This window comes from Plantimonas leprariae (genome assembly GCF_008802405.1).
Classification (GTDB): Bacteria; Pseudomonadota; Alphaproteobacteria; order Rhizobiales; family Rhizobiaceae; genus Plantimonas; species Plantimonas leprariae.
Window position 1 is genome coordinate 30,723 of the sequence record NZ_VZDO01000020.1, and the last position, 24,503, is coordinate 55,225.

Below are 24,503 nucleotides of genomic sequence, written 5' to 3' on the forward strand. Positions count from 1 at the left end.
ATGTGCAAGGCCTGCGACTACACGATCCACGGCCGGCAGCACCATTTCGGCTGGGACAACTCGCTCGAACCGGCGCTCCACGTGGCGCCGGGCTCGACGATCGAGTTCGAATGCCGGGACAGCTCGGCCGGGCAACTGACGCCGGACTCGACCGTCGAGAGCGTATCGAGCCTCGACTTCGGCAAGATCAACCCGGTCTCCGGGCCGATCTTCGTCGATGGCGCGGAGCCCGGCGACGCGCTGAAGGTGACGATCGAGGGCTTCAAGCCGTCCGGCTTCGGCTGGACGGCGAACATCCCGGGCTTCGGCCTCCTCGCCGACCAGTTCCTCGAACCGGCGCTGCAGATCTGGAAATACGATCCGGCGAGCCTGGAGCCCGCCGCCTTCGGCGCGCATGGCCGCGTGCCGCTGAAGCCCTTCGCGGGCACGATCGGCAACGCGCCGGCCGAGCCGGGCCTCCATTCGGTGGTGCCGCCGCGCCGCGTCGGCGGCAATCTCGACATCCGGGACCTGGCGGCCGGCACCACGCTCTACTTGCCGGTCGAGGTCGCGGGCGCCTTGTTCTCGGTCGGCGACACCCATGCGAGCCAGGGCGACGGCGAGGTCTGCGGCACGGCGATCGAAAGCCCGATGAACGCCGTGCTGACGCTCGATCTGGTCAAGGGCGCGAACCTCGCCATGCCGCGCTTCACGACGCCCGGGCCGGTGACGCGGCACCTGGACGTGAAGGGCTACGAGGTGACGACCGGCGTCGGCCCGGACCTGATGACGGGCGCGCGCCAGGCCGTCGCCGACATGGTGGAGCTCTTGGCGAGCCGCTACAACCTCGCGCCCGTCGACGCCTACATGCTAGTCTCGACCTGCGGGGACCTCCGCATCTCCGAGATCGTCGACATGCCGAACTGGGTCGTCTCCTTCTACTTCCCGCGGATGGTGTTCGAGTAGGCACACGACCTTCGACGGGTGCGCGCCCCGCCCTCTCCCAAGTCGGGAGAGGGTGTCCCTAAGGCGCGGGTGAGGGAGTCGTAGGGCGCGACCGCCGGCGCCCTGCTTTCCCTCATCCGCCTGCCGGCACCTTCTCCCGATTCGGCAGAAGGGCAGCGGCTTCGCTGCCGCGCTTTCATCTACGAGCCGCCATGACCGCTGATCCCATCCTCACCGTCGAGAACCTGACGATCACCGTCGACGAGGGCGCGCATCGCCGCGCTCTCGTGGAGGACCTCTCCTTCTCGCTGGCGAAGGCCGAGACGCTGTGCATCGCGGGCGAGTCCGGCTCCGGCAAGTCGCTGACCTCGCTGGCGATCATGGGTCTCCTGCCGAAGCCCGGCCCCGTCGTCGCCGGCGGCACGATCCGGCTCGGAAGCGACGACCTGACGGCGATGAGCGAGCGCGAGATGCGGCGCGTGCGCGGCGACCGGATCGCGATGATCTTCCAGGAGCCGATGACCTCGCTGAACCCGGTGCTGACGGTCGGCCGGCAGTTGACGGAAGCCATCGAGGCGCATCGCGAGGTCGGAGCCGGCGAGGCGCGCCGCCTCGCGCTGGAAGCCTTGGGCGCGGTGCGCATCCCCGAGGCCGAGCGGCGGATGCGGCAATATCCGCACGAACTCTCCGGCGGCATGCGCCAGCGCGTGATGATCGCGATGGCGCTGGCTCTCGAACCGGACGTCCTCATCGCCGACGAGCCGACGACGGCGCTGGACGTCACGATCCAGGCGCAGGTGCTCGGCCTTCTGAAGGAGATTCAGGGAGCCCGAGGCACGGCGCTGATCCTGATCACCCACGACATGGGCGTCGTCGCCGAAATGGCGGACCGCGTCGTCGTGCTGCGGAAGGGGCGGCAGGTCGAGGAAGGCGCGGTCGCGCCGCTCTTCGCCCGGCCGGCGCACGACTACACTAAGGCGCTGCTCGCCGCCGTGCCGCGCATGGGAACCGGCGGCAGCGACGCGCCGGACGCCGCGACGGCAACGCCCGTCGCGGAAATCCGCGACCTCACCGTCCGTTTTCCCTTGAAGGGCGGCTTGTTCGGCCGGGCGGTGGCGGAGGTGCATGCCGTCGCCGGCATCTCCTTCGACATCGCCGCGAACCGGACGCTCAGCCTCGTCGGCGAAAGCGGCTGCGGCAAGTCCACCACCGCGAAGGCCATCGCCGGGCTCGTGTCCTATGGCGGACATCTTTCGGTCGCGGGCCGCCCGGCCGAGGGGCTTTCCACCGCGGATCGCAAGGCGCTCCGCCGCGACGTGCAGATGATCTTCCAGGATCCCTTCGCCTCGCTCGATCCGCGCATGAGGGTCGGCGACCTCGTGGCGGAACCCCTCGCGATCCACGGCATCGGCTCGGCCACGGAGCGGCGGGAGCGCGTCGCGACGCTGTTCGAGCGCGTCGGGCTGGAAGCGGACGCGATGCGCCGCTACCCGCACCAGTTCTCCGGCGGCCAGCGCCAGCGCATCTGCATCGCGAGAGCCCTGGCGCTCCGGCCGAAGCTGATCATCGCCGACGAGAGCGTCTCGGCGCTCGACGTCTCGGTGCAGAAGCGCGTCCTCGACCTCCTGAAGGAGCTGCAGTCCGAGTTCGGCATCGCCTATCTCTTCATCAGCCACGACATGGCGGTGGTGGAGAACATCTCGGACCGCGTCGCGGTGATGTATCTCGGCCAGATCATCGAGACCGGCACGCGCGCCCAGGTCTTCGGCAACCCGCGCCATTCCTATACGCGGCGACTGATCGAGGCGGTGCCGGTACCCGATCCCGCACGCCGCCGGTCGAGCTTTCCCCGGCTCGTCGGCGAGATCCCGAGCGCGGTCAGGCAGCCGAACGATCCACCGCCGCGCCTCGCCCTCGTCGACGCCGGCGACGGCCACCTCGTGGCGGCGGAGTAGGCGTTCAGGTTATCGCGGCCTGGGCGGCGAGGAGGCGTTGCAGCGCGGTCTCGATCGCGGGCAGATCGAGGTCCGCCTCGTCCATCGCGAGCGCGAAGATCACCGTGCCGTCGCGGGTCATGCCGGCATGCAGGAAGCTGCGCCCGCCGGCATCCGGCCTGGCGAGGCCGAGGACGCGCCGCTCCGTCGCTTCGCCGGCGACGTCCGGACGGCGCGCGAGGCTGATCACCGCGCGGCCGTTCGCGCCGGCGGTGAAGGTGAGCTGGCCGGACCGGTCGAAGCGGAAGGAGTGGCTGCCGTCGGCGGCTTCCCGCGTCTCGACGCCGAGCTGCGCGGCAAAGCCCTCGATCGTGCGGCGGGCGGCGGGCGTGAAGCTCATCGACGTGCCTCGCCTTCCCCGCCGTCGCGCTCGACCCGCCGACGCTCCTCGTCCTCGTATTCCTCTTCCTCTTCCTCCACGAGCGCGTCGAGGAGGGCGACCAGCGCCTCGTTCTGCAGGAGTCGCGCCTGGATCGACGCCATCACGCCGTCGGGGAGTTCGAGATGGAGGCCGCGCAACCCGTTGGCGAAGGCGAGCTGCGTCGCGACCGAGCAGGCGGCGTAGCGCTGGAGGAGCGAGCGGGCGTCCGGCAGCGAGGCCGCCTCCCGGGCGGCGAAGCCGAGGAGCTGGCCGGCGACGTCGACATTAGAGCCCGTCGCCTTCTCGCCCGGCTGCATCTGGCGGTCGGTGAGGCGGACGAGGTCGCCGGCCATGTCGATGGCGCTCTGCATCTTCTTCAGCTTCGAGAGCTCGGTGACGAGGTTGTGCAGGAACACCGGATCGGTCGAGGGACCGGTGGAGGCGAGGTCGCGCCCGGCGGCCTCCATGAAGGTCGCGACGATCTCGTCCATGCTCTTCAGGACGTCGAACCGGCGGAAGGCGTCGAACAGCGCCCCCATGTCCTTCTGCTCCTTGAGGAGCTGCCGGTAGGTATCGCGCACCGTCGCGGGGTCGGTTTCGAGCGTCGCGCTGGCGCGGGCGGCGGCTTCCGCGCTCGCGAAGCCGGCCCGGACGTCGCGGCCGAGATCGCCACGCTGGAACTCGCCGTAGGCGGCGTCGAGGAGCGCCATGAACTCGTCGGACGCGCCTTGCGCCGCGAAGAAGTCGCGCGCGATCTCCAGCGCCGCGAACTGGTGCGTCGGGTCGCCATCGAAGCGCTGCAGGGCGCGAAGCACGTCTTCCGGCGTCGGGCCGCCCTCGCCGCCCCCGCCGCCGGCCATGAGCTGTTCCAGCATGGCCTGGAGGTCGTCGACGAGGCCGGCGAGCGCCGCCTCGCGCGGCATGTTCGGCAGCTTGTCGTAGTAGTCGGCGATGCGCGAGATCGCGTCGAGATTGGCGCCCTGCCCCTGGCGGACCTGCCGCTGGCCGAGCGTCTTGCGGTCGGCGCGGTGCGCGACCGCCATGCCGATCTCTTCCTTCGCCTCCTCGAGCTTGGAGTCCTCGGAGGACACCTGCACGGTTTCGCCGCGATAGCTGCCACGCGCCTCGCGCATCACCTCCGTCCCGACGGGCGAGGTGACGTTCAGCGCGGCGACGTTCTGGCGAAGGGTCTCGATGGAGGACAAGGACGGCGCGCTCCCGTTCGCCGAGGGCCGGACAAGTCGAAGCGAGGGACGGCGCCTCGGGAACGGGCGCCGGCCGGCATCGCGGCTGGAAGAGGGCTCGAAGGCCGGGAAGCGGGCGGCGGAACCGTCCGCCGCCGGCGGATCAGGCGACGTTGCGGGCGATCGACTTCAGCGTGTCGGCGACCGACTTCAGCATGTTGGTCCGCAGGTTGCTGATCGCCGACCAGGAGTTCATCGCCATCTGCATGGCGAACATCTTCTCGGTATCCGACAGGTTGGCGTTCTGCTCGATTTCGCGGATGTCCGTCTCGATCTTCTGCATCTGGTCGCCCAGCTGCTTCTGGCGCCAGATCAGGTCGAAGCCGTCGCGGTTGACGTACTTGCCGGTGCTTTCGCCGACCCAGGTCGTGTCCTTCGTGCCGCCGTTCCAGACCTGCTGGGTGCCCTTGCCCGAGAAGATGCTGGTGGCGTTGCCCGTATTGCTCATGATCCGTCCCCCTTTGGTCCGCAGACCGCTGCTACCCGTTACTTTCCGCCGGCCTGGAAACGGCGACGAGAACGCTTCTGGCGCTGCGTATACCTTCCCTTAACACTTCGATCGAGCGGAATCGATCCGGTGCTGTGCCGTTTGTCATCTCCAGCGTTAACTCCTCGGCAACCCTGTCGAGACGCGCCATCAGCTCGGCGGCGACAGTCGGCCCGTCGGGGCCGGCGAGCGCTTCGGAAAGGTCCGTCATCAGGGCGCGCCGCGTCCCCTCCTCGGGGTCGAGCTGCGGCGGCTGGTCGGGGCGGCCGATCATCGGCTAGAGTCCTTCTTCGAGCGACAGCGCTTCGAGCCGCTTGCGGTTGAGGATCAGGAGCGCACGCTCCTGGATGGCGATCAGCCCGTCGCGCTCCCAGGCCTTCAGCGCCCGGTTGACGTTGGAGCGCGCGCCCCGCGCCATGAGGCCGAGGTCGCTCTGCGTCACGAAGCCGCCGACCGCCGGTACCTCGCGGCCGAGATAGGTGGCGCGCGCGTCAAGATCGTCGGCGAGACGCAGCACCGCCTGCGACAGGCGGCCGTTCAGCGTCTTGAGGCCAAGGCTGCGCGTCAGCGCGATATAGGCGCGATAGCGGCGCGCGATGGTGCGGGCGAGCGCCAGCGTAAGTTCGGGATGCGCGGGCTCCAGCGCCCGGAACGCCGCCACCGGCACCCGGAAGATCGAGGCGTTGCCGACCGTCGTCGCCATGTCGTGGTAGCTGCCGCCCTCGAAGACGCCGAGTTCGCCGAAGCTGTCGCCCGGCGGCAGGATGCCGAAGAGCACCGGCGAGCCGTCTTCCAGGAGGTAGGACAGGCGGATATGGCCGGAGCGCACGAAGCAAAGATGGCTCGCCTCGTCGTCCTGCATGTAGATGAACTCGTTCGGGGCGAGAACGCGCACGCTGGCGCTGCGCATGAGCGCGGCCTGCGCCGCCGCCCCGAGCGAGGCGAAGGGCGAAGCCCCCCGAAACGGAATGCGCTCGGCGAAGGCCGCGACGTTCATCGCCGCCGTCCCACAACCGGAAGTCCCCCGATGCGCCGATCTCTCCCCAACGCGCCCTCCGCGACGCCGCCCGGCCCCTCGCCGCCGGTCGGCACCGAACACCCGATAACTAAAGCGAAAAAAGACTGTCGGGATGCTTGCCGATGACGTGCATAGTCCAGAAAAATCGACTATGGAAGCCTTCATGACGCTGCGGCCGGCGAGGCTCGCGCAAGGTGCGGCGTCCGCACGTCCAGGTCGCATCGCTCCAGAAGACGGCTCGCCGCTTTCCCCATCCGAGGGTCGGGCGCCGCGGCCACGGTTCATGAGGGAAGGCTCCCGTGTCCTCGCAGCGTGAAGGCATCGTCCTCAAGATCATGACTGGCGTCCAGTCGGGCGTCGACGTCCGTCTGGTGGACGGCGACTACACGCTCGGTTCCGGCCCCGACGACGACGTTCAGTTCTACGACGTCAGCCTGAAGCCCGGCCATGCGAAGCTCCGCGTCGCAGGCGGCAAGGTCGAGATCGCCGGGGCGAACGGCGAGTTGCGCACCGCCGCCGGCCTGCATCTCGCCGAGAACGGCGATTTCACCGCGCTGGAGCCGCTCGACGTCGTGTCCGCCGGCACCACCCGGTTCGCCACCGGGCCCGCCACCGCCAACTGGGCCTCGATCACCGACGACGCCGGCGTCGGCCCGGCCGAGGCGCGTCGGACGCCCGCCGCTCCCCGCGCGCAGAGCATCACGTCCCGCCGCCTGTCGCTCGGCCTTTCCGCCGCGGCCGCAGCCCTCGTGCTCGCCGCGGGCCTCTGGTTCCTCGTGCCGTCCGCCGGCTCCGGCCTCGTCGCCGCCGCGACCGACGCGCGCCGCCCGGTGGAGCGCGTCCGGGACGCCGTCGCGCAGTTCCCGTTCGGCAAGCGCCTCGCGGTGACGGAGGAAGTCGACGGCACGGTGTTCGTTGGCGGCTACGTGGGCGAGCCGGTGGAGCGTCGCGCCATCGTCGGCGCGGTGCGCGATGCCGACGAGGCGGCGCGCGTCCGGCTCGTGGTCCTGTCCTCGGCGCGCTCTGAGATCGCGAACCTCCTGTCCGAGCGCTTCAAGACACTGTCCTTCGCGCTCGACGACAAGGGCGCGGTGACGCTCAACGGCGTGCTCCTCGATCCGAAGCAGGCGGAAGCGGCGGTCGGTCTGGTGCGCGACGGCGTCGCGGGTCTTTCCTCCGTCGCTTCCGCGATCCGCACCGCCCCGACCCTCCTCGCCGACGTGCAGTCGCTGGCCGAGCGCTCGCGCATCCGCCCGCTCGTGATCTTCCGGCTGGACGGCAACCTGATCGAGGCGAGCGGCGTCCTGCCGGTGGAGAAGATCGATCCGTGGGTCGGTTTCCTCCAGGCCTATTCGACCCAGTTCGCCGACCTCATTCCGCTGCGCTCGCTGGTCAGCCTCCAGAACGCCGACGGCACGATCGGCAAGCCGGGCGAGGTACCGGGCGACCGCGCCCTCGTGATCGGCAAGGCCGGCGAGCGGCCGGGCGAAACGCCGGTCGACGTCGCGCGGCTCGCCAACGGCAGCTTCGATCTCGGCGACGTCTTCGTGAACCAGAAGGCCGATGCGGCGGCACACGCCGATCAGCGGAACGCCGCGGCGGAAACCGCCGAGGCAGGCACCACCTCGCCGGCGATCGACCTCGGGGGCATGGTGGAAAGGCTCATCGACGGCGGTTCCACCCCGGTGCTCGGCAGCGCGCTCGCCGTGCCGGCGGTCGCCTCGTCGCTCCGCCTCGTCGACGGCAAACCCGCCCCGCGCATCGTCGGCCACACGACCTGGACCCCGACGCCCACGGCAGAGACCGCCGCAGCCGCTCCGAAGCCGGACCCGGCCGGCGAGAACGCCCGGCGCGTCGGCGACCTGATCCGCCGCTGGACCGAGAACCGCCTGCCGGCGGACGCCGCCGGACGCGAGATCGGCAACGCCCTTGAAACCCTTTCGGCGGAAGGTCGGGGCCCCTTGGTCGAACGCTACGCGGCGCTCCAGGCGGACGGCGAGCGGCGGGGCGGCAACGACAACTGCTGGGCCGGCTCGCGCATCACGGTGGCGCAGCTTCGCAGCGTCGTGTTCTGGCTCGACGTCCTCAGCGTCAACGAGAACCTGACGCTCGCCAGCCTCGACGGCAAGATCCGCGGTCAGGTGCTCGAAGCGGCGCTGAACCCGGACCGGGTGGCGAGCTGCGCGGCGCGGACGAAGGGCGAGCCGCTGGATTCGCGCTACCTCGCCGAGGTCAAGCGCAATCCGGGCTTCGTGAACTTCATCACCCGCGACCTGAAGCCCTACGCGCTGGACATCGCCGGAGCCGACCTCACCGCGGATCGCTACGTGCAGACGCGGGCCGGCGACAAGCTGCGCGAAGGGGCCGCCCCCGACCGCAATAGCCGGATCGCCAGCGTCGGCGATCTCGGGCTCGCCATCGAGAACGACGGCAAGCTTTCGGCGGTGATCTTCGGCCCGAGCGTCAACTGGGTCATCCGCTAGGAAGCCGTCAGGGCTTCACCACCATCGACGCCTGCTGGATGCCGCTGTTGCCGACCAGCGACGACTGGATCTGCCGGGTGATCGCCTCGATCTCGTTGGTCTCGCGCGACACGCGCGGCGTGATCAGCACGACGAGCTCGGTGCGGCGAGCCTGCTTCGCCTTCTGCTTGAACAAGTTGCCGATCACCGGCGTGTCGCCGAGCCCCGGCACCTTGGAGGTCTGGCTGGCGAGGCGGTCCTGGATCATGCCGCCGAGTAGGATCGTGCGGCCCGATTGAACGAGAACCTGCGACTGGATGTCCCGCGTCGAGATCGTCGGCGTCAGGTCGTCGCCGGTGGTCGAGGCGACCGGCGAGGACACCGACTGGTTGATCTTCAGGTCGACCGAGTTGTCGGCGTGGATGTCGGGGGTGATCTCCATCACGACGCCGGTATCGAGGATCTCCACCTCGCGCGTCACCGTGACGTTGCCGAGATTGTTCGACGACTGCGAGGCGGTGGCGAAGGGAATCTGGTCGCCGATGACGAGCCGCGCCGGCTGGCCGTTCACCACCGTCAGGTAGGGCGAGGAGACGACCTTGACGCCGGTGACGTCCTGCAGGGCGCGCAGCACCGCCTGAACGGTGAAGTTGCCGACCGAGCCGGCGAAGCCGATGATGCCGCCGCTCTGCGCACCGATCGTGCCCGGCGAGCCGGAGCCGACCGCGAAGCCGTTGCTCTGGAGGAAGAAGGCGACGCCGGAGGATAGCTCGTCGTTCAGCTCGACCTCCAGCACCGTCGCCTCGATCACCACCTGGCTTTGCGGCACGTCGAGCGCCTTCACCACCTCCACCATGCGGGCATAGGTGCGGTAGGACGAGTAGACCAGGACGGAATTGTTGCGGGCGTCCGGGATGATGCGTACCTCCTCGGCCGCTGGCGAGGCGGCGCCCTGCCCTCCGCCGCCGCCGCGCGCGGAGGCCTGCTGGAATTCGGCGTCCCCGCCGTCGTTCTCGCCGCCCGCGCCCTCGCCGCCCCGGCGGGTGCCGCGCGCGTTCAGCGTCCCGGCGTCCGGCCGGGGACCCGCCACCGCGCCCGGCAGGAACACGCCGGCCGGCCCCGGCGCCTGGAGCGACGTGCCGTCCTCGTTGTCGACGTCGGGCGCCTGTTGCTGGAAGCGCGGGAACAGCCGCGAGCGGGAGGCGCGCTGCTCGATGCCGCGGCGCGGCTCCGGCGCGGCAGCCGCGATCGGCGCGGCAGTGCCGCCGAAGCTCTGCGCGAGCTGCGGCGCGATCTCCTCGGCGCGAAGGTGCGTCAGCGGGATCACGCGCAACGACGACACGTCGGCGACCGAGCGGTCGAGCTGCTCGACCAAAAGCCGGATGCTCGCCATGAGCTGCCGGTCGGGCGTGCCGACGAGGACGGCGCGCTGCGCTTCGAGCGGCACCACGGTGACGGGCGTCTCGTCGCCGCGCACGGTCGCCGCGTAGAATTCCGAGAGCTTCTGCGCGACGGCGGTCGGCTCGCTCTGCGCGAGCGGCAGGATCGCGACGGTCTTCTCGCCGGTCGCCATCTGCGACAGGCTGCGCAGCAGCCGTTCGGTGGATTCGGCCTCCGCCGCGTTCGCCTGCACGATTACGGTGTTCGGCGAGCTCGTGGTGACGAGCCCGACGCTGGGGGGAAGCATCTTCGAGGCGATCGCGATCACCTCCGCCGCGTTGCCCTTCCCGAGCTTGACGATGCGCCGGTCGTCCTCGCCGCGCGCGCCGGCCGAGGCGTTCTCCTGCATCGCCTCGATCACCTCGCGCGAGCCGACATGGTAGACGCCGTTGGCGTAGCGGATGAGCAGGTTGTTGCGGCCGAGGATGTCGCGCACGACGTCGAGGACGCGCAGCTTCGGGATCGGCTTCTCGGTGCGGAAGTCGACCTTGCCGCCGAGGTTGTCGGGGGCGATGTAGTTGACGCCGAGCGCGCCGCCGAGAAGCTGCTTCAGGACGAAGTCGAGCGTCGCCCCCTGGAAGTCGACCGTCACCTCCGCGGCCGGATCGAAGGTCTTCGCGCCGGCGGCCTGCAGGTCGCTGACGTCCTTGTTCAGGAGGGAGGTGTCCGGCACGTAGTCGATGCGCTGCGGGCCGACGAAGGCCGAGAAGCTCTTGGCGTTCGCGACGGCGCCGACCGAGTTCAGCCTGTCGATGCGCGGGTTCGAGGCGCGGCGCACCGGCTCGTTGTTCTGCAGGCGCGGCGTCGTACTGCCGGCGCCTTCGACAGTAAGGAGATCGTCTGCCCCGGCTACGCAGCCGCCGAGCGCCAGCGCGCAGGACAGGAGCGTCGGAACGAAGGCGGCGCGCACTGTCCGCCGGCCGGCACGCGGGGCGGCGTTCGTCGCGAAAACCCTGGTCGGCATGGAGGGATCGGTCATGGCGTGCCGGCGGGGCGACCGGCCGACGGCAGCGAGGGCATGCGTACACTGCACATCACGGCCTGTTTCCCCCACGCGGTCGCCTTGCGGTCCGGCGGCGCGGCAGCATCAGGAATGCCGGGCGCCATGAGGTTTAATCGGCCGTCAACTTTGCCCGAACCTAACGTCGCCGTTCAGATGTGTGGAACCTTTTCCGGTGACGGCAAAATGTTCCACACCAACGGGGCGAAAGCTTACTTGCGCCGTCAGTTCGGCAGGGAACGTCCGGGCGATCCGGGTCGCTGCGCCGCCGGCTCGCGATGGTCGCCGCCGTCCATGTCGACGACGCCGTGGGGAAGCGGCCCGGCATAGAGCCGGTCGCTGTGGCGCGCGACCCAGGCCAGCACCTCGGCCACCGCGTCGAACAGCTCGTCCGGGATCGGCTCGTAGAGTTCGGCATCGGCGAAGAGGGCGCGGGCGAGCGCGACGTTGCGGAACACCGGCACGCCGGCCTTCTCGGCTTCCGTGCGGATATGGTGCGCGTAGGCGTTCCGCCCCTTGGCGGTGACGACCGGCAGCGGCGTCTCGCCGGGCCGGTAGTCGATCACCACGGCGAAGTGCGTCGGGTTCACCACGACGGCGGAGCCCTTGCGGGCGGCGGTGCCCCCGTCGCCCATCGCCAGCTCGTGGGCGAGTTGCTTGCGCTTGCCCTTGATGTGCGGATCGCCCTCGCTTTCCTTGTATTCGCGCTTCACCTCGTCCTTCGTCATCATCAGGCTCTTGGTGTGGCTGTGCTTCTGCCAGGCGAAGTCGGCGAGCGCGACGACGATGAACGCCCCGGCCGAAAGCGACAGCGTCTTCAGGAGAATCGAGGTCGTCACCGCCGCCTGGCACGGCAGGCCGCAGTCGAGCGAGTTGACGTAGGGGCCGATCGCGTCGCGCACGACGAAGAACAGGAGCGCCGAGAGGAACACGATCTTCAGGACCGATTTCAGCAGTTCGACCAACTGCTTCAGGGAGAAGATGCGCTTGAAGCCGGCGGCCGGCGAGATCTTCTCGAGGCTCGGCGCGACGCTCTGGAGCGAGAACAAGGAGCCGATCTGGACGTAGTTCGCGGCGACCCCAGCGACGATCGCGACGGCCAGCACCGGCAGGAGCACCAGCGCCGCCTCGCGGAAGGCGTGGACGACGCCCTGCGGCCCGGCCGTGTCGAAGGGCTGCGTCGCGAGGGTCGCCATCCGGTCGAACAGGCCGACGCAGACCGCGGTGATCCTGCCCCAGGCGAGCCAGACATAGGAGACGATCGCGATCAGCGAGATCGTCGTGACGGCCTCGGTGGAGCGGGCGACCTGTCCCTTCTCGCGGGCGTCGCGCTGCTTCTTCGGGGTCGGGAGTTCGGTCTTCTCGCCGCCTTCGCTCATCGCGCCTCTCCCCTGCCCTCGTGGTCCGGCGCCGGCAGCGCGGGATGCGGGACCACCACCGGCGCGGCGCGTTCCGGAACCGGCGGCAGCGGCACCGGCCGGAGGCTCGGGGCCGCCGGCGCATCGGGGACGGCCGGCGGCGGCGCGCCGGGCGCGGGAGCCGGCTGGATCGCCGGCGGTGCGGCCGTGCCCGGCGGCGGGGCGGAGAACTGCATCACCGCGTAGAACTGGTCGATCGCCGGGCGGAAGGTCGCGAGTTGGTCGGTCGCATAGGGCAGGAGCCGCGAGAAGTAGAAGATCAGCATGAAGATCGCGAGGCCGCTCTTGATCGGCATGGCGAGGATGAAGACCTGCACCTGCGGCGCGAAGCGGCTGACGATCGCCAGCGCGAACTCGGCGAGAAACATCACCGCCGCGATCGGCGCCGCGACGATCAGCATGACGCGCAGCGCGTTGTCGGCGACCGCGAGCGCGAGCTTCGGGAACTCCGGCGACAGGATCGGCAGGCCGCGCGTCGCCGGCCAGAGCTCGAAGGACTGGTAGAGGAGGCCGAGGATGGGCAGCATCGCGCCGGTCACGTAGACGTAGGTGAGGAAGGCCTGGCTGAACAGGATACCGAGCGGCGAGGTCTCGTGGCCCTGCAAGGGGTCGATCGAGGCGGCGATCGCCGCGCCCCGCTGGTTGTCGATGAAGGCGCCGGCCGACTGCACCGCCCAGAAGATCCAGCCGACGATGTAGCCGAGCACGAAGCCGATCGCGTATTCCTTGAAGCCGTAGAAGGCGAAGGACACGACGCTGCGGTCGAAGGCGTCGACATGCGCCATGTTGATCGGCACCGCGATCAGCGAGAGCGACAGGATCGCCGCCGTCTTCGGCAGGCGCGGCACGGCGGTGTCGGCGAGGAGCTGGCTGACCTGCAGGAAGGCGTAGATGCGCGGCAGCGTCAGGAGAAGCGCGATGATCTCGCGGTCGAAGAAGCCGAAATAAAGCTTCGCGACGGCCGCGATCTCGCTCATGTCATGCTCGGGAAGGTGTCGAAGAGCTTGGTGGTGAAGTTCACCATCTCCGACCCGAGGAGGCCCGCCATCGCGGCGATGGTGATCGCGACGGCGATGAGCTTGATCGCGAAGGAGACGGTCTGCTCCTGCACCTGCGTCAGCGCCTGCAGGAGGCTGACGAGGATGCCGACGACGGACGCGACGATGATCGGCGGGAGCGACAGCACCATCACGAGAAGCATGGCTTCCTGGATCTGCTGCAGGGCGTCGGACGGCGACATGGCTAGGCCCTACACGTAGGTCTTCACGAGGCCGAGGATCAGCCGCGACCAGCCGTCGATCATGACGAACAGGAAGAGCTTGAACGGCAGCGAGATCGTCAGGGGGCTCACCATCATCATGCCCATGGCGAGGAGAATGTTCGAGACGATAAGATCGATCGCGATGAACGGCAGGTAGAGGAGGAAGCCGATCTCGAAGGCCTCGCGGAGCTGGCTGACGGTGAAGGCCGGCAGCACCACGGCGATCGAATCCTGCGAAAGCTGCGCCGCCATGTCGGCCGGCCAGAGGGTGCGGGCGGCTTCGAGGAAGAACATCTTCTCGCGCATCGCCGCGTGGCGGGTGAGGAAGTCGGTGAGCGGCCCCTTGCCGGCCTCGTAGGCCGCCTTCACGCCGCCGATCGTGTTGAGGTCGAAGCTCTGCGTCGAGAGGGCGTTGTAGGTCTCTACCACGACCGGCGCCATGATGTAGCCGGACAGGATGATGGCGAGCGCGTTCAGCGCCATGTTCGGCGGGATGTTCTGGACGCCGATGGCGTTGCGGACGAGCAGGAACACCACCGAGAGCTTGATGAAGCTCGTCGCCACCACCGCGATGAACGGGAACAGCGCGGCGCCGGCGACGAGCAGGATGAGATTGAGCGGATCGACCAAGGCGCGGGACCTTCGCGCTCAGAGCGGCAGGAGGCGCGTGATGCGCACGCCGACGCGGTCGTCGAGCCTTACCAGATCGCCCGCCCCGACCGCCTCGCCGTTGACGCGGATCGTCACCGCGACGCCGGGTTCGGTCGCGGGCGCGCCGAGCGCCACCACGGTTCCCGGCGTCCAGCTCGCGATGGTCGCGAACGGCACGTCGACCCGGCCGAGATCGAAGTCGACCGCCACTGCGATCTCGTCGAGGCTCCTCGCGGGCGCCTCGGCCTCTGGCGTGTCGGACATGGCAGCGGTCTCCGGTCGGAAGCGGACCGGGCGCGGCCGGTCGATAGGACGGGGGCCGGACGAGGCGTAGCCGCCCTCGACCGGCGAGAACTCGAAGGCGGTCTCGCCGACGCGGACCGTCAGTGAACCGGCGGCCCGCTCCGGCAGCACCGTGACGTCGCCCGGCTCCAGCGCCGCGAGTTCCGCTCGCGTCAGCGCGATCGAGCCGAGCGTGATGTCGGCAGGCAGGAGGACGCGCTCGGCGAGCGGCCCGGCCCGGCGGGACGCCGGGAGCGTATGGCGCGCCAGATAGTCGAGCAGCCATTGCCGCGAGAGGCCGACGAGCGCCGCGATCGGCTCGCGGCTCGCGCTCTCGATCGTCAGGCGCAGCCATTCGGAGCCGGCCGGGACGGCGCCGGCGCGCGCGAGGCCGGCGACGCGGGCATCGCCCAGGTCGCTGCCGGGCGGAACCAGGCTGGCGACGAGGGCGAGGACGCCTTCGAGCAGCGCCTCGGCGAAGTCCGGCGGCAGCGCCGCGAGGTCGCCGGGGCTGAGTTCCACCGGGGCGATCTCGGCGAAGGGAAAGCGCTCGAGCACCGCGAAGACCTCGCCGGCCGGCTCCGCCACGCTTACCCGGCAACCCAGCGTCGCGGTATCAGGGGCGGTCGCGAAGGAAACCGTGAACGTCCCCGTCGTCAGCGGCAGCGGCTCGCCGGCGAGGCTCGCGAAGGCGTTCCAGAGCTGGAGGCGCGCCGCCGTGCCCTCGCCGTTCTCGATGAAGAGCTGCGGCTCGTAGAGCATCACGCGCGCCTGCCTGCCAGCAGCGCGCCGATCTCGCCGAGCGCGTCCTCTGCTTCCGAGGCAGCGGGCGCGCCGGCCGCCTCGAACACCCGGACGACCCGGCTGCGGAAGCGCCCCTGCAGCCGCTCGGCAAGCGCGCCCGCCGCCTCCCGCAGGCCGGCGTCGAGCGTGGCCGTCGGCGGCACGGTAAGCACGACGTCGAGGCCGTCCGGAGCGATCGCGACCGTCAGGCCGGCGAGGTTCAGGCCGGGAATGCCGGAAAGGTCGATCCGCAGCGTCGCGCCGGCGCCGCTCCCTTCGCGCGGCAGGGTCGCCAGCGCCGCTTCGACGCGCTCGATCAAAGCCCCGACCTTCGGTGCGGCCTCCGGCGAGACGGCGACCGGCGCGGCCATGGCGGCGAAGGGCGAGGCCGCCCGCTCGGCGACGGCGAGGAGCCGCGCTTCGCCGGCCGCTTCGCGCTCCTTCTCGTCCGGCGCGCCGTCTCCCCCAAGCGCGTGGCGCATGCGTTCGCCGAAGGCGGCCTCGCGGCGGGCGGCGTCGCCGAGCCCGGCCTCGGTGCCGAGGTCGGCATGCGTTTCGCGCCCGCCCGTCCGCGCCCGCGACAGGGCGGCGTCGAGCCGGCCGTCGCGCCGCCCGGCGGCATCGGTCTGCGGGGACGCGGTCCCGGGACCGTGGGCGTCGATCCGCGTCATTCGGGCCTCCGGCCGGGTTTGGCGAACATTTCCTCGACCTCGGCCTCCTCGCGATAGGCCACCTCCTCGTCGCGCACGCGCACGAGGTCGTCGGTGAGGATGCCGTACTTGTCGCGCACCTTGGTCGCGGCGCGGTAGCGCTCGCCGGCGGCGTCGAGTTCCGTCCTGGTGCGGGCCTCGACGTGCCGGGCGCGGTCGCGCTCGTCCTCGAGGATGCCGTGTGTCTTGAGAAGATCGAGGGCGCGGCCCTTCGCGTCCTCGAGGTCATCGAGCTTGACGGTGCGGCCGAGGAGCGCGCCGAAGATCGCGTCCTCGCGGGAGGCGAGCGTCGCGAGGCTGGCGGCGACCTCGGCCTCGGCGGCGCGCGTCTCGGCCATCGCCGCTTCGTTCGCCTGCCGCTTCTTCTGCAATTCGCGGAAGGACTGCTCCTGCTTCAGGTGCTTGACGCGCAGCAGCGTCTGCATCTGCCCGATCATCGCGTTACCGCCGCCAGCTTGTCGATCACCGTCCCGAAGGCGTCGAACTCGTCGGTCCGCTGCTGCAGGAAGGCGTTGATCGGCTTGTATTTCGCGATGGCGAGGTCGGAATCGGCGTCCGAACCCTTCTTGTACTCGCCGACCTTCACCAGAAGCTCGACATCGGCATAGGCGGCGAGCCAACCGTTGACCTTCGCCGCCATGGCACGGTGCTCGCGGGTCGTCACCGCGTTCATCACGCGGCTTTTCGAGGCGAGGACGTCGATCGCCGGGAAGTGGTTGGCGGAAGCGAGCTTCCTCGACAGGATGATGTGGCCGTCGAGGATCGAACGCGTCTCGTCGGCCACCGGCTCGTTCATGTCGTCGCCCTCGACGAGCACGGTGTAGAGCGCGGTGATCGAGCCCTTGTCGTTCATGCCGACGCGCTCCATCAGCCGCGGCAGGTTGGCGAAGACGGAGGGCGGGAAGCCGCGCCGCGTCGGCGGCTCGCCGGCGGCAAGGCCGATCTCGCGCTGCGCCCGGGCGAAGCGCGTCACCGAGTCCATCAGGAACAGCACCTTCTGCCCCTGGTCGCGGAAATATTCGGCGATGGCGGTGGCGGTGAAGGCGGCCTTGGCGCGCTCCATCGAGGAGCGGTCGGAGGTCGCGACGACGATGATCGATTTCGCCAGACCCTCCGGCCCGAGGTCGTGCTCGATGAACTCGCGCACCTCGCGGCCGCGCTCGCCGATGAGCGCCAGCACGGTGACGTCGACCTCGGCGCCCTTCACCAGCATGGAGAGGAGCGTCGACTTGCCGCCGCCGGCCGCGGCGAAGATGCCCATGCGCTGCCCCTCGCCGCAGGTGAGGATGCCGTCGATGGCGCGAACGCCGAGCGGCAGCGGGCTGTCGATCACCCGCCGCTTCATCGGGTCCGGCGGGTCCTGATAGACCGGGTAGTAGGCGGCCGGCGCGAAGGGTTCGTCCTTGCCGTCGACGAAATTGCCGAGCCCGTCGAGGACGCGGCCCTTCAGCCCCGGCCCGACCCCCACCGCCTGGACGCGGCCGGTGCGGCGCACTTCGGTGCGCGGCGAAACGCCTTGCGTGTCGCCGATCGGGGAGAGCAGCGCCTCCTCGTCGAGAAAGCCGACGCATTCGGCGAAGAGCCGGACGCCGGACTGGCGATTGTGCAGCTCGACGATCTCGCCGATCTGGATCTCGGGAACGGCGGCGTGGATGATCGTTCCGACGACTTTCCGCACCCGGCCGGTGACGCCGAAGGCGGTGAAGCGCTCAACCTCGGTGGCGAGCCGGCCGGCGAAGCCGCCGAGCGCGGTGCCGATACGCTGGCGACGCTCGTCGGCAAGCTCGCGCGCGTCGGGGCCGGGAGGCGCGGCAGCCGTCACTGCGCCGCCTCGGGCACGATAGTCGCCGCGGCGCGCAGCGCCCGTTCGAGATCGGCAAGTCCGCGGCCCATGTCGCCCTCGACCCGGCCGACCGCGGTTTCCACCACGATCTGCGGCGGCGTCAGCGTCTCGTCCTCGACGACGTCGACGAGCTTGATCTCGGGAAAGTCCGCGACGATCGCGTCGACGGCCTCCTTCAGCGTGGCGAACTGCGGCGGTGAGACGCGAAGCTCGGCCTTCTTCTCGCGCCGCATCTGGCGGAGCGCCGTGCGCACCAGCGTTTCGGCCTTGGCGCGGTCGTCGAAGTCGTCGATGAGCCGGCGCACCGCTGCGACCACGATGTCGGACAGCGCGCCCTCCAGCCCGGCCAAAGTCCGATCCAGCGTCTCGCTCTCGCCGAGAAGGCGTTCCACCGCCTCCAGCCGCGCGGCGGCGAAGCCTTCGTCGTAGCCGCGGCGCTTCTCCGCCTCGAACGCGGTCTCCGCCGAGGCGACGATCTCGCTCGCGCGTGCTTCGGCGGCGACGACGAGCGCCTCGCCGGCTTCCACCGGCTCGAAGCTTCCGCGCTTCAGGACGTGCGCGCCGGAACCGAGCCGGAAGCCGAGATCGTTCAGCCGATAATAGCCGGCCATGACGGCACTCTCCGGCGCAGGAGCTTCAGAACGGCCGCGCGCTCGGCCTCGTCCAGGACGCAGTCACCCTCGACGGCGAAGCGGGAGCACGCGAGGTGGCCCAGTGCCGCGTCGACGCCGGCGGCGAAGCGGGCGAGGAGTTCCAGACCGAAATCGGCGAGGCGGCGCGCGGCGTGGGCGGTGTCGTCGCCAGACACGACGCGCCAGACGACGGGATCGCGCTCCAGCGCGGCGAGGCCGGCATGGAGGGTCGGCGCTTCCTGCGTCGCGATGCCGAACGCTTCCGCCCCGAGCACGGCGCGCAGGCGCTCGCGATCGGCCCGGAGGACGACCTGCAGGACGCGCTTGTGCAGGACGGCGGCGGCGAGGAGACGGCCCGCGCCTTCCACGACGGCGCGCGGTTCGCTGGCGACGAGCGCCGCCATGCGGCCTTCGGGCGCGGCGAAGAGCACCGCCATGCGTCCGGCGGACAGGCCCGGCCAGTTGCGCTCCCGCGCCAGCAGTGCGCCGAGCGGCCGGCGGAAGGCCGGATGGGCGGCGAGCGCGGCGACTTCGCCGGCGGCAAGCGTGCCCCGGCCGGCGGTGGCGGACAGACCGTCGCGCGACAGGCAGGCAGCCGCGAGGCGCGCCGCAAGCGCGAAGCCCTGCCCGTCCAGCCGCACGCCGTTCTCCCCCTGCCCCACCATGCTGCAGCGATCCGTCAGGAGGGTTCCATGAGGGCGGTGCCGGGCTCGGCGGTCCGCGCCTTGGCGCGCTTGCGCCCGCGCGTCACGGCCATCGCGACGGTGCCGGCGAGCGCCATCACCAGCACCGCGACGATGCCGGCCGCCGCATAGGCGATGTTCCAGAACCGCCCGACGTCGCCGCGCGCGACGGATAGTCCCGGCAGCACTTCCACCATGTCGGAGGCCGCGCCGGCGGCGGTCGGCACCTTGCTCGGCATCGCCTCGGTCAGCACCACGGTGACGGAGGCGTAGTCGAGTCCCTCGATCGAGCTCGACACCAGCCGGCGGATCTGCGGCACAAGGAATTCGAGATCGACGTTCGGCTCGTGCTTGATGAACACGGCGGCGGAGGACGGGCGCACCGGCTGGCCGAGCTGCGGCTCCTCCGGCAGGACGATATGGACGCGCGCCGTGACCACTCCGTCGATCTGCGAGATGGTCTGCGCCACCTCCTCGCCGAGGGCGTAGATGTAGCGGACGCGCTCCTCGAAGGGCGAGGAGATGATGCCCGACTTCTGGAAGACCTTGCCCATCGATTCCCGCGTGTTGCGGGGAAAGCCCTTCTCGTTCAGGAGTTCGATGGCGCGCTGCATGTCGTCCTTCTCGACCGACAACGTAAAGGCCTCGCCGACACCCTCCTTCTCGGCCGACAGCCCGTTGGCCATCAGGACGGCCAGCATCTGGTTGGCCTCGAACTCGGTGAGGTTGGTGTAAAGGTCGGACTTGCAGCCTGCGAGCAGCAGCGCCGCCGCGATCGCGAGGCCGCCGAGCGCGCGGCGCAGGGCCGGCACGGCGGGCACGGTCACTGCCCCTTCATCAGCGTGTCGAACACCGCCGTGGTCTTGCCGGTGAGCTTGGACGAGACGTCGACGAGAAGGGTGAAGTTCACCATCTCGACCTGCATCTCCATCATCGACGTGGCATCGACGCTGCCGCGCTTCATCAGATCGCCCACATGGGCTTCCCGCGCGTCGAACATGGTGCGGAGCTTCGACAGGCCGTTCAGGATCATGTCGCCGCCCTCGCCCGCGACGGGCGGCACCGCAGGCGCTACTGGTGCGGCCGGCCCGAGATCGAGGCCGATCCGGGCGCGATCCACCGGCGAAAGCTCCGCCGTCCGCCCGGCCTCCGCCACCCGCTCGGCACCGCCCGTCTGCGCGGCTTCGGCATGACGGGCAAGAGCGGATTCGAATCCCGCGACGCGCTCAGGCTGCGCGACGGGCGCAGCCGGGGCCGAAGGCGTGACGAGCGGCGCGGCTGCGGCGGCGGAACCAAAAACGGGCGCGACCATTCTATCCTCCGGCGCAGTCCCCTAGCCGCAGCCGAAGGGGATCGAACGAACCGCGACATCCGAAGCGTTGCGCCGACAGGTTCGTCGGCGGCCGCTGGCCGTCCCGGCAGATGAAAGTCTCGAACGGGAGATCGCTGGACTCCAAGAAGCGGTCGATGCCGCACCGCCGTGAACGGACGGTGGCCGCGATCCTCTTCCCTCCGGGAGGCTCCTGCAATTCCTTTCCAAGTCCTTAATCGCTCACAGGTCTTCTGGAAAGAGGGCAGTCGCCAAGAAGCCGGGTGATGGTAAAGGCGCAACAGCCTGCGCCGTCGGGCTTCGGGCTACCGACCTCGCTAAAGGCGGAACTCCTCGATCGCCGCCGCGGCGAGCGCCGCGAACGGTCCGTCGACGTCTCCGGCCGCCACGCGCCGCAGCGCCCGCGCCGCTTCGTCGCGGTCCCCCTGCCGAGCCCGGGCGAGGCCGAGATAGGTCAGCGCCGCATCGCTCGGCGGCAGGGCTCTGAGCCGCGCCACCGCCGCGTCGAGATCGCCTTCCGCCATGTCGGCCAGCGCGAGCCCGAGCGGCCCGGCCTCGCCCTCCGGTCGCGCCGCCTCGACGCCCTCGAAAATCTTCCGCGCGTGCCGGTTCAGCCCGGCCGACAGGGCGATGAAGCCGAGATCCACCAGGGCGCGCACGTCCTCCGTCCCGATCATCCGTTCCCTCCCCTTCGCGTCACGTCAGGATGCGCATCATCAGAAGCACCCGCTGGGCACCCCTGAGGTCGTCCGAGAAGTCCGGCTCGCCGCGCGCGATCCGCGCGGCCGCCGCGAGATAGCTCTGCGCCGCCGTCTCGTCGCCCCGCTCCAGCGCCGCCAGCCCGAGGATCGAGCAGGCGCGCGGATGGCGCGCGCCGAGTTCGACGCAGCGGCCGGCGAGCACCTCCGCTTCATTCAGCCTCCCGGCGCGCAGGGCCAGCACCGCGAGGCCAAGGCAGCCGTCGACCTTCCGCGACGCACTGTCGCCGACGAGCGCGTCGAGAAGCGCCGCGGCCTCGCCGGTACGGCCCGCCTCGTCCAGCGCGCGAGCCGCCGCGTAGTCGCCGTCATCGGCAGCAGAAGCAGCGGGCGCTCCGGTTGCTTCGCGCACGGTGCGCCGCGCCGCCGCCAGCGCTTCCGGCGAAACCGCCAGGCCGGACGCGGCACCGCCTCCCGCCGGCGGGTCGAGCAGCGACGCGGCGGCGACCGTCGGCAGGCCGGCGAAAAGCGCCCCGTATCGCTCCAGCGTCCGTCCGCTCACCCGTTCTCCCGCTTCCGCCGCATTTCCGCTCGGGCCCGTCCGTAGGGCTCGCGCGGTCGGCCCGGATTTTCCGACCGGCTCTTAACAGTATCGCAACGTTTCCGGCAGCGGCATTCGACAGGATTTGTTTCGTATGTCACATCGCGACGCGGCGGAATGGGCTTTGGTCGCCGCCGGTCGGGGGACGCGAAGCGGTGCAGGCGGACGGGAGCAGGCAGGACAGCAGCGGCGGGCCCCGGGACGCTTCAGCCGTCCTGGACGGGATCCGCACCACGCTGGAACGCCTCGCCGCCGTGCCGGCCGTGCGCGACGACCCGGTCTGTGCCGGGATCATGGCGCGGATGGCGACGCCGGAAGGTGCTGAGATCGAAGCGTTCCACGCGCTTGTCGAGGCGCTGGAAGTGCGGGTCGGCGAGCTTTCCTCCGGCCGGGCCGCGAAAGCGCCGCCTGCGCCCGCCGATCGCCAGCCGACGCGCCGGGCGCGCACGTTTCTGAAGCTCTAGAGGGAGGACCCGCGATGGCCAACATCCCGCCGGTCGTGCCGCCCGTGCCGCCGCTGATCCCGGCGGCGACGCCGACGACGAGCATCTTCCACACCGAGAACGGCAACGGCTGGGGCCAGAGCGCCACCGTCAACGCCGGCGCCTACGGGGCCGCGCAGGACCTGTCGAGTCTCGGCACCGCCGCCATGACGATCGATGTCTTCGTCAAGGCGTCGCGGCAGGAGCAGGTCGACTGGGTGGGGGAACGGCTCGGCCGCAAGCCGCCGCAGAAGGGCGACACGCTGGCCTTCGGCGATTTCGTCGCGACCGTCGAAGAAAGGACGGAGAAGTTCCAGCGAGCGGAATACTCGAAGAACGCCCAGGGGCAGCAGCTCTACGACGCCTCCGGCAAGGCACTGATCAAGTACGTGTGGGACCAGCGCCAGGTCCAGTTCGTTTCCATCCGGCAGAAGGACGGGCAGGACGGGCTGCAGAAGACGGCCGGCGAGCAGGAAGCGCTGATCCCCTACTTCAACCAGACCGGCTCGTCCGCCACCGGCGGGGCGGCCTACAACGCGGCGAACGCGGAGAACCTGTTCCCGACGATCGACGGCATCGACGTCAAGCTGCCCGAGAACGAGCGCCCGCCCGGCTTCGGAACGAAGCCGTCGAGCTTCGCCGCCATCCCCGATCTCAAAGCCGACGGAAGCAACAGGACGGAGCGCGACACGGCGATCGCCAAGGTCGCGGCGTTCCTCGCCGAGTTCAATACCTGGCATCCGGCCTACCAGGCCGAATGGATGAACCTGCAGGTGAAGAACGGCGAAAGCCTGTCGGCCGGCGTCGTGCAGATCCCCAAGACCGGCACGGCGGTGGCGACGCTCGTGGTTTCCGCCACCCGGCCGAAGGACGGTGCCGTCGACCCCGGACTTCTGCGCCAGTTCGCCGCCTATCCGCGCGTCTATACCGTGGAGCAGATCACCAAGAACGACTTCGCGACGATGCCGGCCAGCGACCAGTCGCGCATCTCGAACACCGACGCCTTCAAGGCCCGCGCGAAGGAGATCGGCCTGTCGGTCGACCGCGACGTCTATGTGGGCAGTCCGAACGGGCTGATCACGCTTCTGGAAGACGTCATCAACAAGAAGACCGGCACCTACAACACCGAGGTCGTGAACGGCAAGACGGTCGGCAAGTCCCTGCCGGCGGAAGCCAAGAGCGCCTTCATCGACCAGCTCGAGATCCTGCGCGGGAAGCTGAACGGGATGAGCGTCTTCTCGGACGCCGACATCCAGAAAGAGGTCAAGGATCTGCGCGACCGCTTCGAGCGACTCGTCGCCTTTTGGGACGTCCGGCCGGGCAGCTACGACCCGGCGAACGCCCGCAGCAGCGCCGGCGCGAACTACAGCGCCTGGATCCCCGTCTACACGTCGAACGACAAGGACGCCGCCAACAAGCCGGTGAGCGTGCCGAGGAACGTCATCAGCCTCGACGACAACCAGACGATCAACAACGGCTACAAGACGTTCCTGGTGCAGGAACAGCGCATCCGGGACATGGCGGCGACCCGCAACACCATGGCCAACGGCGACGGCACCTTGAACGGCAAGAAGCTCGACGTGCCGGGCCTGATCTACTACTTCCAGAACCAGTACAACCTCGAAGGCGAGGCCAAGGTCGTCGCCGACACCGAGGAGGTGAAGCAGCAGAACGCCTATCTCCAGACGATCTCCGAGATGCAACGGCTGGTGAACCAGGTGCTGACGCGCTTCGGCAAAGAGGATAAGAGCGTCAAGACGGTCGGCGATCTCGGCGAGAACTACTTCAAGGAGAAGACCGTCGAGGCGCAGAGCTCGGATCCCGCGACCCGGGCGGAAGCCCGGCGGAACCTCCAGATCATCGCGATGTTCAACAGCCGCTCGGGCCAGCAGCCGCACCCGCTGGAGAAGCTGCGCGGCTTCACTCGCCAGACCATCGATCTGACGCAACCCATCAATAACGACGACAAGACGGCAGGCTGGAAGCTGACCACCAAGGATTCCGGCCAGTGGGGCCAGTACGGCACGCAGCTTTCCGAGATGGTAACGATCGTCAACCAGAGCAGCCAGTTGCAGATGAACAACATCAATTCCGAGGACCGGCAGCGCAACCGCTACTACGATCTCGCCAACAGCGCGCTGCAGAAGCTCGGCGACATGGTGCAGAACATCGCCCATGCGACCTGACGCCGCGAACTGA

At 70.0% G+C, this 24,503-nt stretch carries 25 protein-coding genes; 5 read left to right on the top strand and 20 right to left on the bottom strand.

Going from position 1 to position 24,503, the window contains the following annotated elements; genetic code table 11:
- Window positions 1-945: an acetamidase/formamidase family protein gene (locus F6X38_RS19880; RefSeq protein ID WP_150972826.1), complete on the top strand. Its 945-nt coding sequence runs from the start codon at window positions 1-3 to the stop codon at window positions 943-945.
- Window positions 946-1,136: 191 nt separating this feature from the next.
- Entirely contained in the window at window positions 1,137-2,879 is a 1,743-nt protein-coding gene (locus F6X38_RS19885; protein ID WP_150972828.1) for an ABC transporter ATP-binding protein, read from the top strand.
- 4 nt (window positions 2,880-2,883) lie between these two features.
- Here F6X38_RS19885 and F6X38_RS19890 read toward each other — a convergent pair whose 3' ends face one another.
- The 5 genes from F6X38_RS19890 to F6X38_RS19910 form a co-directional block, all read right to left on the bottom strand.
- The gene (locus tag F6X38_RS19890) at window positions 2,884-3,258 is read right to left on the bottom strand and encodes a type III secretion system chaperone family protein (RefSeq protein ID WP_150972829.1); all 375 of its coding nucleotides are present in this window, start codon (window positions 3,256-3,258) and stop codon (window positions 2,884-2,886) included.
- Window positions 3,255-4,484 (bottom strand): HrpJ domain-containing protein, encoded by a 1,230-nt coding sequence (locus tag F6X38_RS19895; RefSeq protein ID WP_150972832.1) that lies wholly within the window; start codon window positions 4,482-4,484, stop codon window positions 3,255-3,257. The genes F6X38_RS19890 and F6X38_RS19895 overlap by 4 nt, the downstream gene beginning before the upstream one ends.
- 142 nt (window positions 4,485-4,626) lie before the next feature.
- Complete coding sequence (locus F6X38_RS19900; RefSeq protein WP_150972834.1) at window positions 4,627-4,971, bottom strand: EscF/YscF/HrpA family type III secretion system needle major subunit; 345 nt, start codon at window positions 4,969-4,971, stop codon at window positions 4,627-4,629.
- Between the two features lie 31 nt (window positions 4,972-5,002).
- Complete coding sequence (locus tag F6X38_RS19905) at window positions 5,003-5,284, bottom strand: EscE/YscE/SsaE family type III secretion system needle protein co-chaperone (RefSeq protein WP_150972836.1); 282 nt, start codon at window positions 5,282-5,284, stop codon at window positions 5,003-5,005.
- Between the two features lie 3 nt (window positions 5,285-5,287).
- Window positions 5,288-6,007, bottom strand: a complete 720-nt coding sequence (locus F6X38_RS19910; protein WP_161992844.1) for a Crp/Fnr family transcriptional regulator — start codon at window positions 6,005-6,007, stop codon at window positions 5,288-5,290.
- Window positions 6,008-6,327: 320 nt separating this feature from the next.
- Between F6X38_RS19910 and F6X38_RS19915 the strand changes: the two genes are divergently transcribed.
- Window positions 6,328-8,511, top strand: coding sequence for an FHA domain-containing protein (locus F6X38_RS19915; protein ID WP_150972840.1), 2,184 nt, complete (start codon window positions 6,328-6,330; stop codon window positions 8,509-8,511).
- Window positions 8,512-8,518: 7 nt separating this feature from the next.
- Here F6X38_RS19915 and F6X38_RS19920 read toward each other — a convergent pair whose 3' ends face one another.
- The 15 genes from F6X38_RS19920 to F6X38_RS19990 form a co-directional block, all read right to left on the bottom strand.
- A complete protein-coding gene (locus F6X38_RS19920; RefSeq protein WP_161992845.1) occupies window positions 8,519-10,894 on the bottom strand; it encodes a secretin N-terminal domain-containing protein in 2,376 nt (791 codons plus the stop codon).
- Window positions 10,895-11,154: 260 nt separating this feature from the next.
- Complete coding sequence (gene sctU, locus F6X38_RS19925; protein WP_150972844.1) at window positions 11,155-12,309, bottom strand: type III secretion system export apparatus subunit SctU; 1,155 nt, start codon at window positions 12,307-12,309, stop codon at window positions 11,155-11,157.
- Window positions 12,306-13,325 (bottom strand): type III secretion system export apparatus subunit SctT, encoded by a 1,020-nt coding sequence (gene sctT / locus F6X38_RS19930; RefSeq protein ID WP_150972846.1) that lies wholly within the window; start codon window positions 13,323-13,325, stop codon window positions 12,306-12,308. The genes sctU and sctT overlap by 4 nt, the downstream gene beginning before the upstream one ends.
- Window positions 13,322-13,588, bottom strand: coding sequence for a type III secretion system export apparatus subunit SctS (gene sctS / locus F6X38_RS19935; RefSeq protein ID WP_150972848.1), 267 nt, complete (start codon window positions 13,586-13,588; stop codon window positions 13,322-13,324). Before sctS ends, sctT begins: the two co-directional genes overlap by 4 nt.
- Before the next feature lie 9 nt (window positions 13,589-13,597).
- Entirely contained in the window at window positions 13,598-14,239 is a 642-nt protein-coding gene (gene sctR / locus F6X38_RS19940; RefSeq protein WP_150972850.1) for a type III secretion system export apparatus subunit SctR, read from the bottom strand.
- Between the two features lie 18 nt (window positions 14,240-14,257).
- Window positions 14,258-15,304 carry a FliM/FliN family flagellar motor switch protein gene (locus F6X38_RS19945; RefSeq protein WP_150972852.1) on the bottom strand — a complete coding sequence of 349 codons (1,047 nt, stop codon included), beginning with the start codon at window positions 15,302-15,304 and terminating at the stop codon, window positions 14,258-14,260.
- On the bottom strand, window positions 15,304-15,996 hold the full coding sequence (locus F6X38_RS19950) for a hypothetical protein (protein ID WP_150972854.1): 693 nt from the start codon (window positions 15,994-15,996) through the stop codon (window positions 15,304-15,306). Before F6X38_RS19950 ends, F6X38_RS19945 begins: the two co-directional genes overlap by 1 nt.
- Entirely contained in the window at window positions 15,993-16,472 is a 480-nt protein-coding gene (sctO, locus tag F6X38_RS19955) for a type III secretion system stalk subunit SctO (protein ID WP_150972856.1), read from the bottom strand. Before sctO ends, F6X38_RS19950 begins: the two co-directional genes overlap by 4 nt.
- The gene (gene sctN, locus F6X38_RS19960) at window positions 16,469-17,857 is read right to left on the bottom strand and encodes a type III secretion system ATPase SctN (RefSeq protein ID WP_281353087.1); all 1,389 of its coding nucleotides are present in this window, start codon (window positions 17,855-17,857) and stop codon (window positions 16,469-16,471) included. Before sctN ends, sctO begins: the two co-directional genes overlap by 4 nt.
- Entirely contained in the window at window positions 17,854-18,489 is a 636-nt protein-coding gene (sctL, locus tag F6X38_RS19965) for a type III secretion system stator protein SctL (RefSeq protein ID WP_150972858.1), read from the bottom strand. The genes sctN and sctL overlap by 4 nt, the downstream gene beginning before the upstream one ends.
- Complete coding sequence (locus F6X38_RS19970) at window positions 18,468-19,175, bottom strand: hypothetical protein (RefSeq protein ID WP_150972860.1); 708 nt, start codon at window positions 19,173-19,175, stop codon at window positions 18,468-18,470. The genes sctL and F6X38_RS19970 overlap by 22 nt, the downstream gene beginning before the upstream one ends.
- A gap of 14 nt (window positions 19,176-19,189) precedes the next feature.
- Window positions 19,190-20,014, bottom strand: a complete 825-nt coding sequence (gene sctJ / locus F6X38_RS19975) for a type III secretion system inner membrane ring lipoprotein SctJ (protein ID WP_161992846.1) — start codon at window positions 20,012-20,014, stop codon at window positions 19,190-19,192.
- Between the two features lie 2 nt (window positions 20,015-20,016).
- The gene (locus F6X38_RS19980; RefSeq protein WP_150972864.1) at window positions 20,017-20,505 is read right to left on the bottom strand and encodes an EscI/YscI/HrpB family type III secretion system inner rod protein; all 489 of its coding nucleotides are present in this window, start codon (window positions 20,503-20,505) and stop codon (window positions 20,017-20,019) included.
- Between the two features lie 335 nt (window positions 20,506-20,840).
- On the bottom strand, window positions 20,841-21,200 hold the full coding sequence (locus F6X38_RS19985; RefSeq protein ID WP_150972865.1) for a hypothetical protein: 360 nt from the start codon (window positions 21,198-21,200) through the stop codon (window positions 20,841-20,843).
- 19 nt (window positions 21,201-21,219) lie between these two features.
- On the bottom strand, window positions 21,220-21,783 hold the full coding sequence (locus F6X38_RS19990; protein WP_150972867.1) for a hypothetical protein: 564 nt from the start codon (window positions 21,781-21,783) through the stop codon (window positions 21,220-21,222).
- 194 nt (window positions 21,784-21,977) lie between these two features.
- Here F6X38_RS19990 and F6X38_RS19995 point away from each other — a divergent pair, with 194 nt between their 5' ends.
- Window positions 21,978-22,286 (top strand): hypothetical protein, encoded by a 309-nt coding sequence (locus F6X38_RS19995; RefSeq protein ID WP_150972869.1) that lies wholly within the window; start codon window positions 21,978-21,980, stop codon window positions 22,284-22,286.
- 14 nt (window positions 22,287-22,300) lie between these two features.
- The gene (locus F6X38_RS20000; RefSeq protein ID WP_150972871.1) at window positions 22,301-24,490 is read left to right on the top strand and encodes a hypothetical protein; all 2,190 of its coding nucleotides are present in this window, start codon (window positions 22,301-22,303) and stop codon (window positions 24,488-24,490) included.
- The last annotated feature ends 13 nt before the right edge of the window (window positions 24,491-24,503 follow it).

What these genes read in the sequence shown, in the direction of transcription:
- F6X38_RS19980 (WP_150972864.1), bottom strand. Translation starts at nt 20,505, where the DNA reads ATGGTCGCGCCCGTTTTTGGTTCCGCCGCCGCAGCCGCGCCGCTCGTC.
- F6X38_RS20000 (WP_150972871.1), top strand. Translation starts at nt 22,301, where the DNA reads ATGGCCAACATCCCGCCGGTCGTGCCGCCCGTGCCGCCGCTGATCCCG.
- F6X38_RS19985 (WP_150972865.1), bottom strand. Translation starts at nt 21,200, where the DNA reads ATGATCGGGACGGAGGACGTGCGCGCCCTGGTGGATCTCGGCTTCATC.
- sctL (WP_150972858.1), bottom strand. Translation starts at nt 18,489, where the DNA reads ATGGCCGGCTATTATCGGCTGAACGATCTCGGCTTCCGGCTCGGTTCC.
- F6X38_RS19945 (WP_150972852.1), bottom strand. Translation starts at nt 15,304, where the DNA reads ATGCTCTACGAGCCGCAGCTCTTCATCGAGAACGGCGAGGGCACGGCG.
- F6X38_RS19920 (WP_161992845.1), bottom strand. Translation starts at nt 10,894, where the DNA reads ATGCCGACCAGGGTTTTCGCGACGAACGCCGCCCCGCGTGCCGGCCGG.
- F6X38_RS19970 (WP_150972860.1), bottom strand. Translation starts at nt 19,175, where the DNA reads ATGGTGGGGCAGGGGGAGAACGGCGTGCGGCTGGACGGGCAGGGCTTC.
- F6X38_RS19885 (WP_150972828.1), top strand. Translation starts at nt 1,137, where the DNA reads ATGACCGCTGATCCCATCCTCACCGTCGAGAACCTGACGATCACCGTC.
- F6X38_RS19890 (WP_150972829.1), bottom strand. Translation starts at nt 3,258, where the DNA reads ATGAGCTTCACGCCCGCCGCCCGCCGCACGATCGAGGGCTTTGCCGCG.
- sctS (WP_150972848.1), bottom strand. Translation starts at nt 13,588, where the DNA reads ATGTCGCCGTCCGACGCCCTGCAGCAGATCCAGGAAGCCATGCTTCTC.
- sctT (WP_150972846.1), bottom strand. Translation starts at nt 13,325, where the DNA reads ATGAGCGAGATCGCGGCCGTCGCGAAGCTTTATTTCGGCTTCTTCGAC.
- F6X38_RS19880 (WP_150972826.1), top strand. Translation starts at nt 1, where the DNA reads ATGTGCAAGGCCTGCGACTACACGATCCACGGCCGGCAGCACCATTTC.
- sctU (WP_150972844.1), bottom strand. Translation starts at nt 12,309, where the DNA reads ATGAGCGAAGGCGGCGAGAAGACCGAACTCCCGACCCCGAAGAAGCAG.
- F6X38_RS19950 (WP_150972854.1), bottom strand. Translation starts at nt 15,996, where the DNA reads ATGACGCGGATCGACGCCCACGGTCCCGGGACCGCGTCCCCGCAGACC.
- F6X38_RS19900 (WP_150972834.1), bottom strand. Translation starts at nt 4,971, where the DNA reads ATGAGCAATACGGGCAACGCCACCAGCATCTTCTCGGGCAAGGGCACC.
- sctO (WP_150972856.1), bottom strand. Translation starts at nt 16,472, where the DNA reads ATGATCGGGCAGATGCAGACGCTGCTGCGCGTCAAGCACCTGAAGCAG.
- F6X38_RS19910 (WP_161992844.1), bottom strand. Translation starts at nt 6,007, where the DNA reads ATGAACGTCGCGGCCTTCGCCGAGCGCATTCCGTTTCGGGGGGCTTCG.
- F6X38_RS19905 (WP_150972836.1), bottom strand. Translation starts at nt 5,284, where the DNA reads ATGATCGGCCGCCCCGACCAGCCGCCGCAGCTCGACCCCGAGGAGGGG.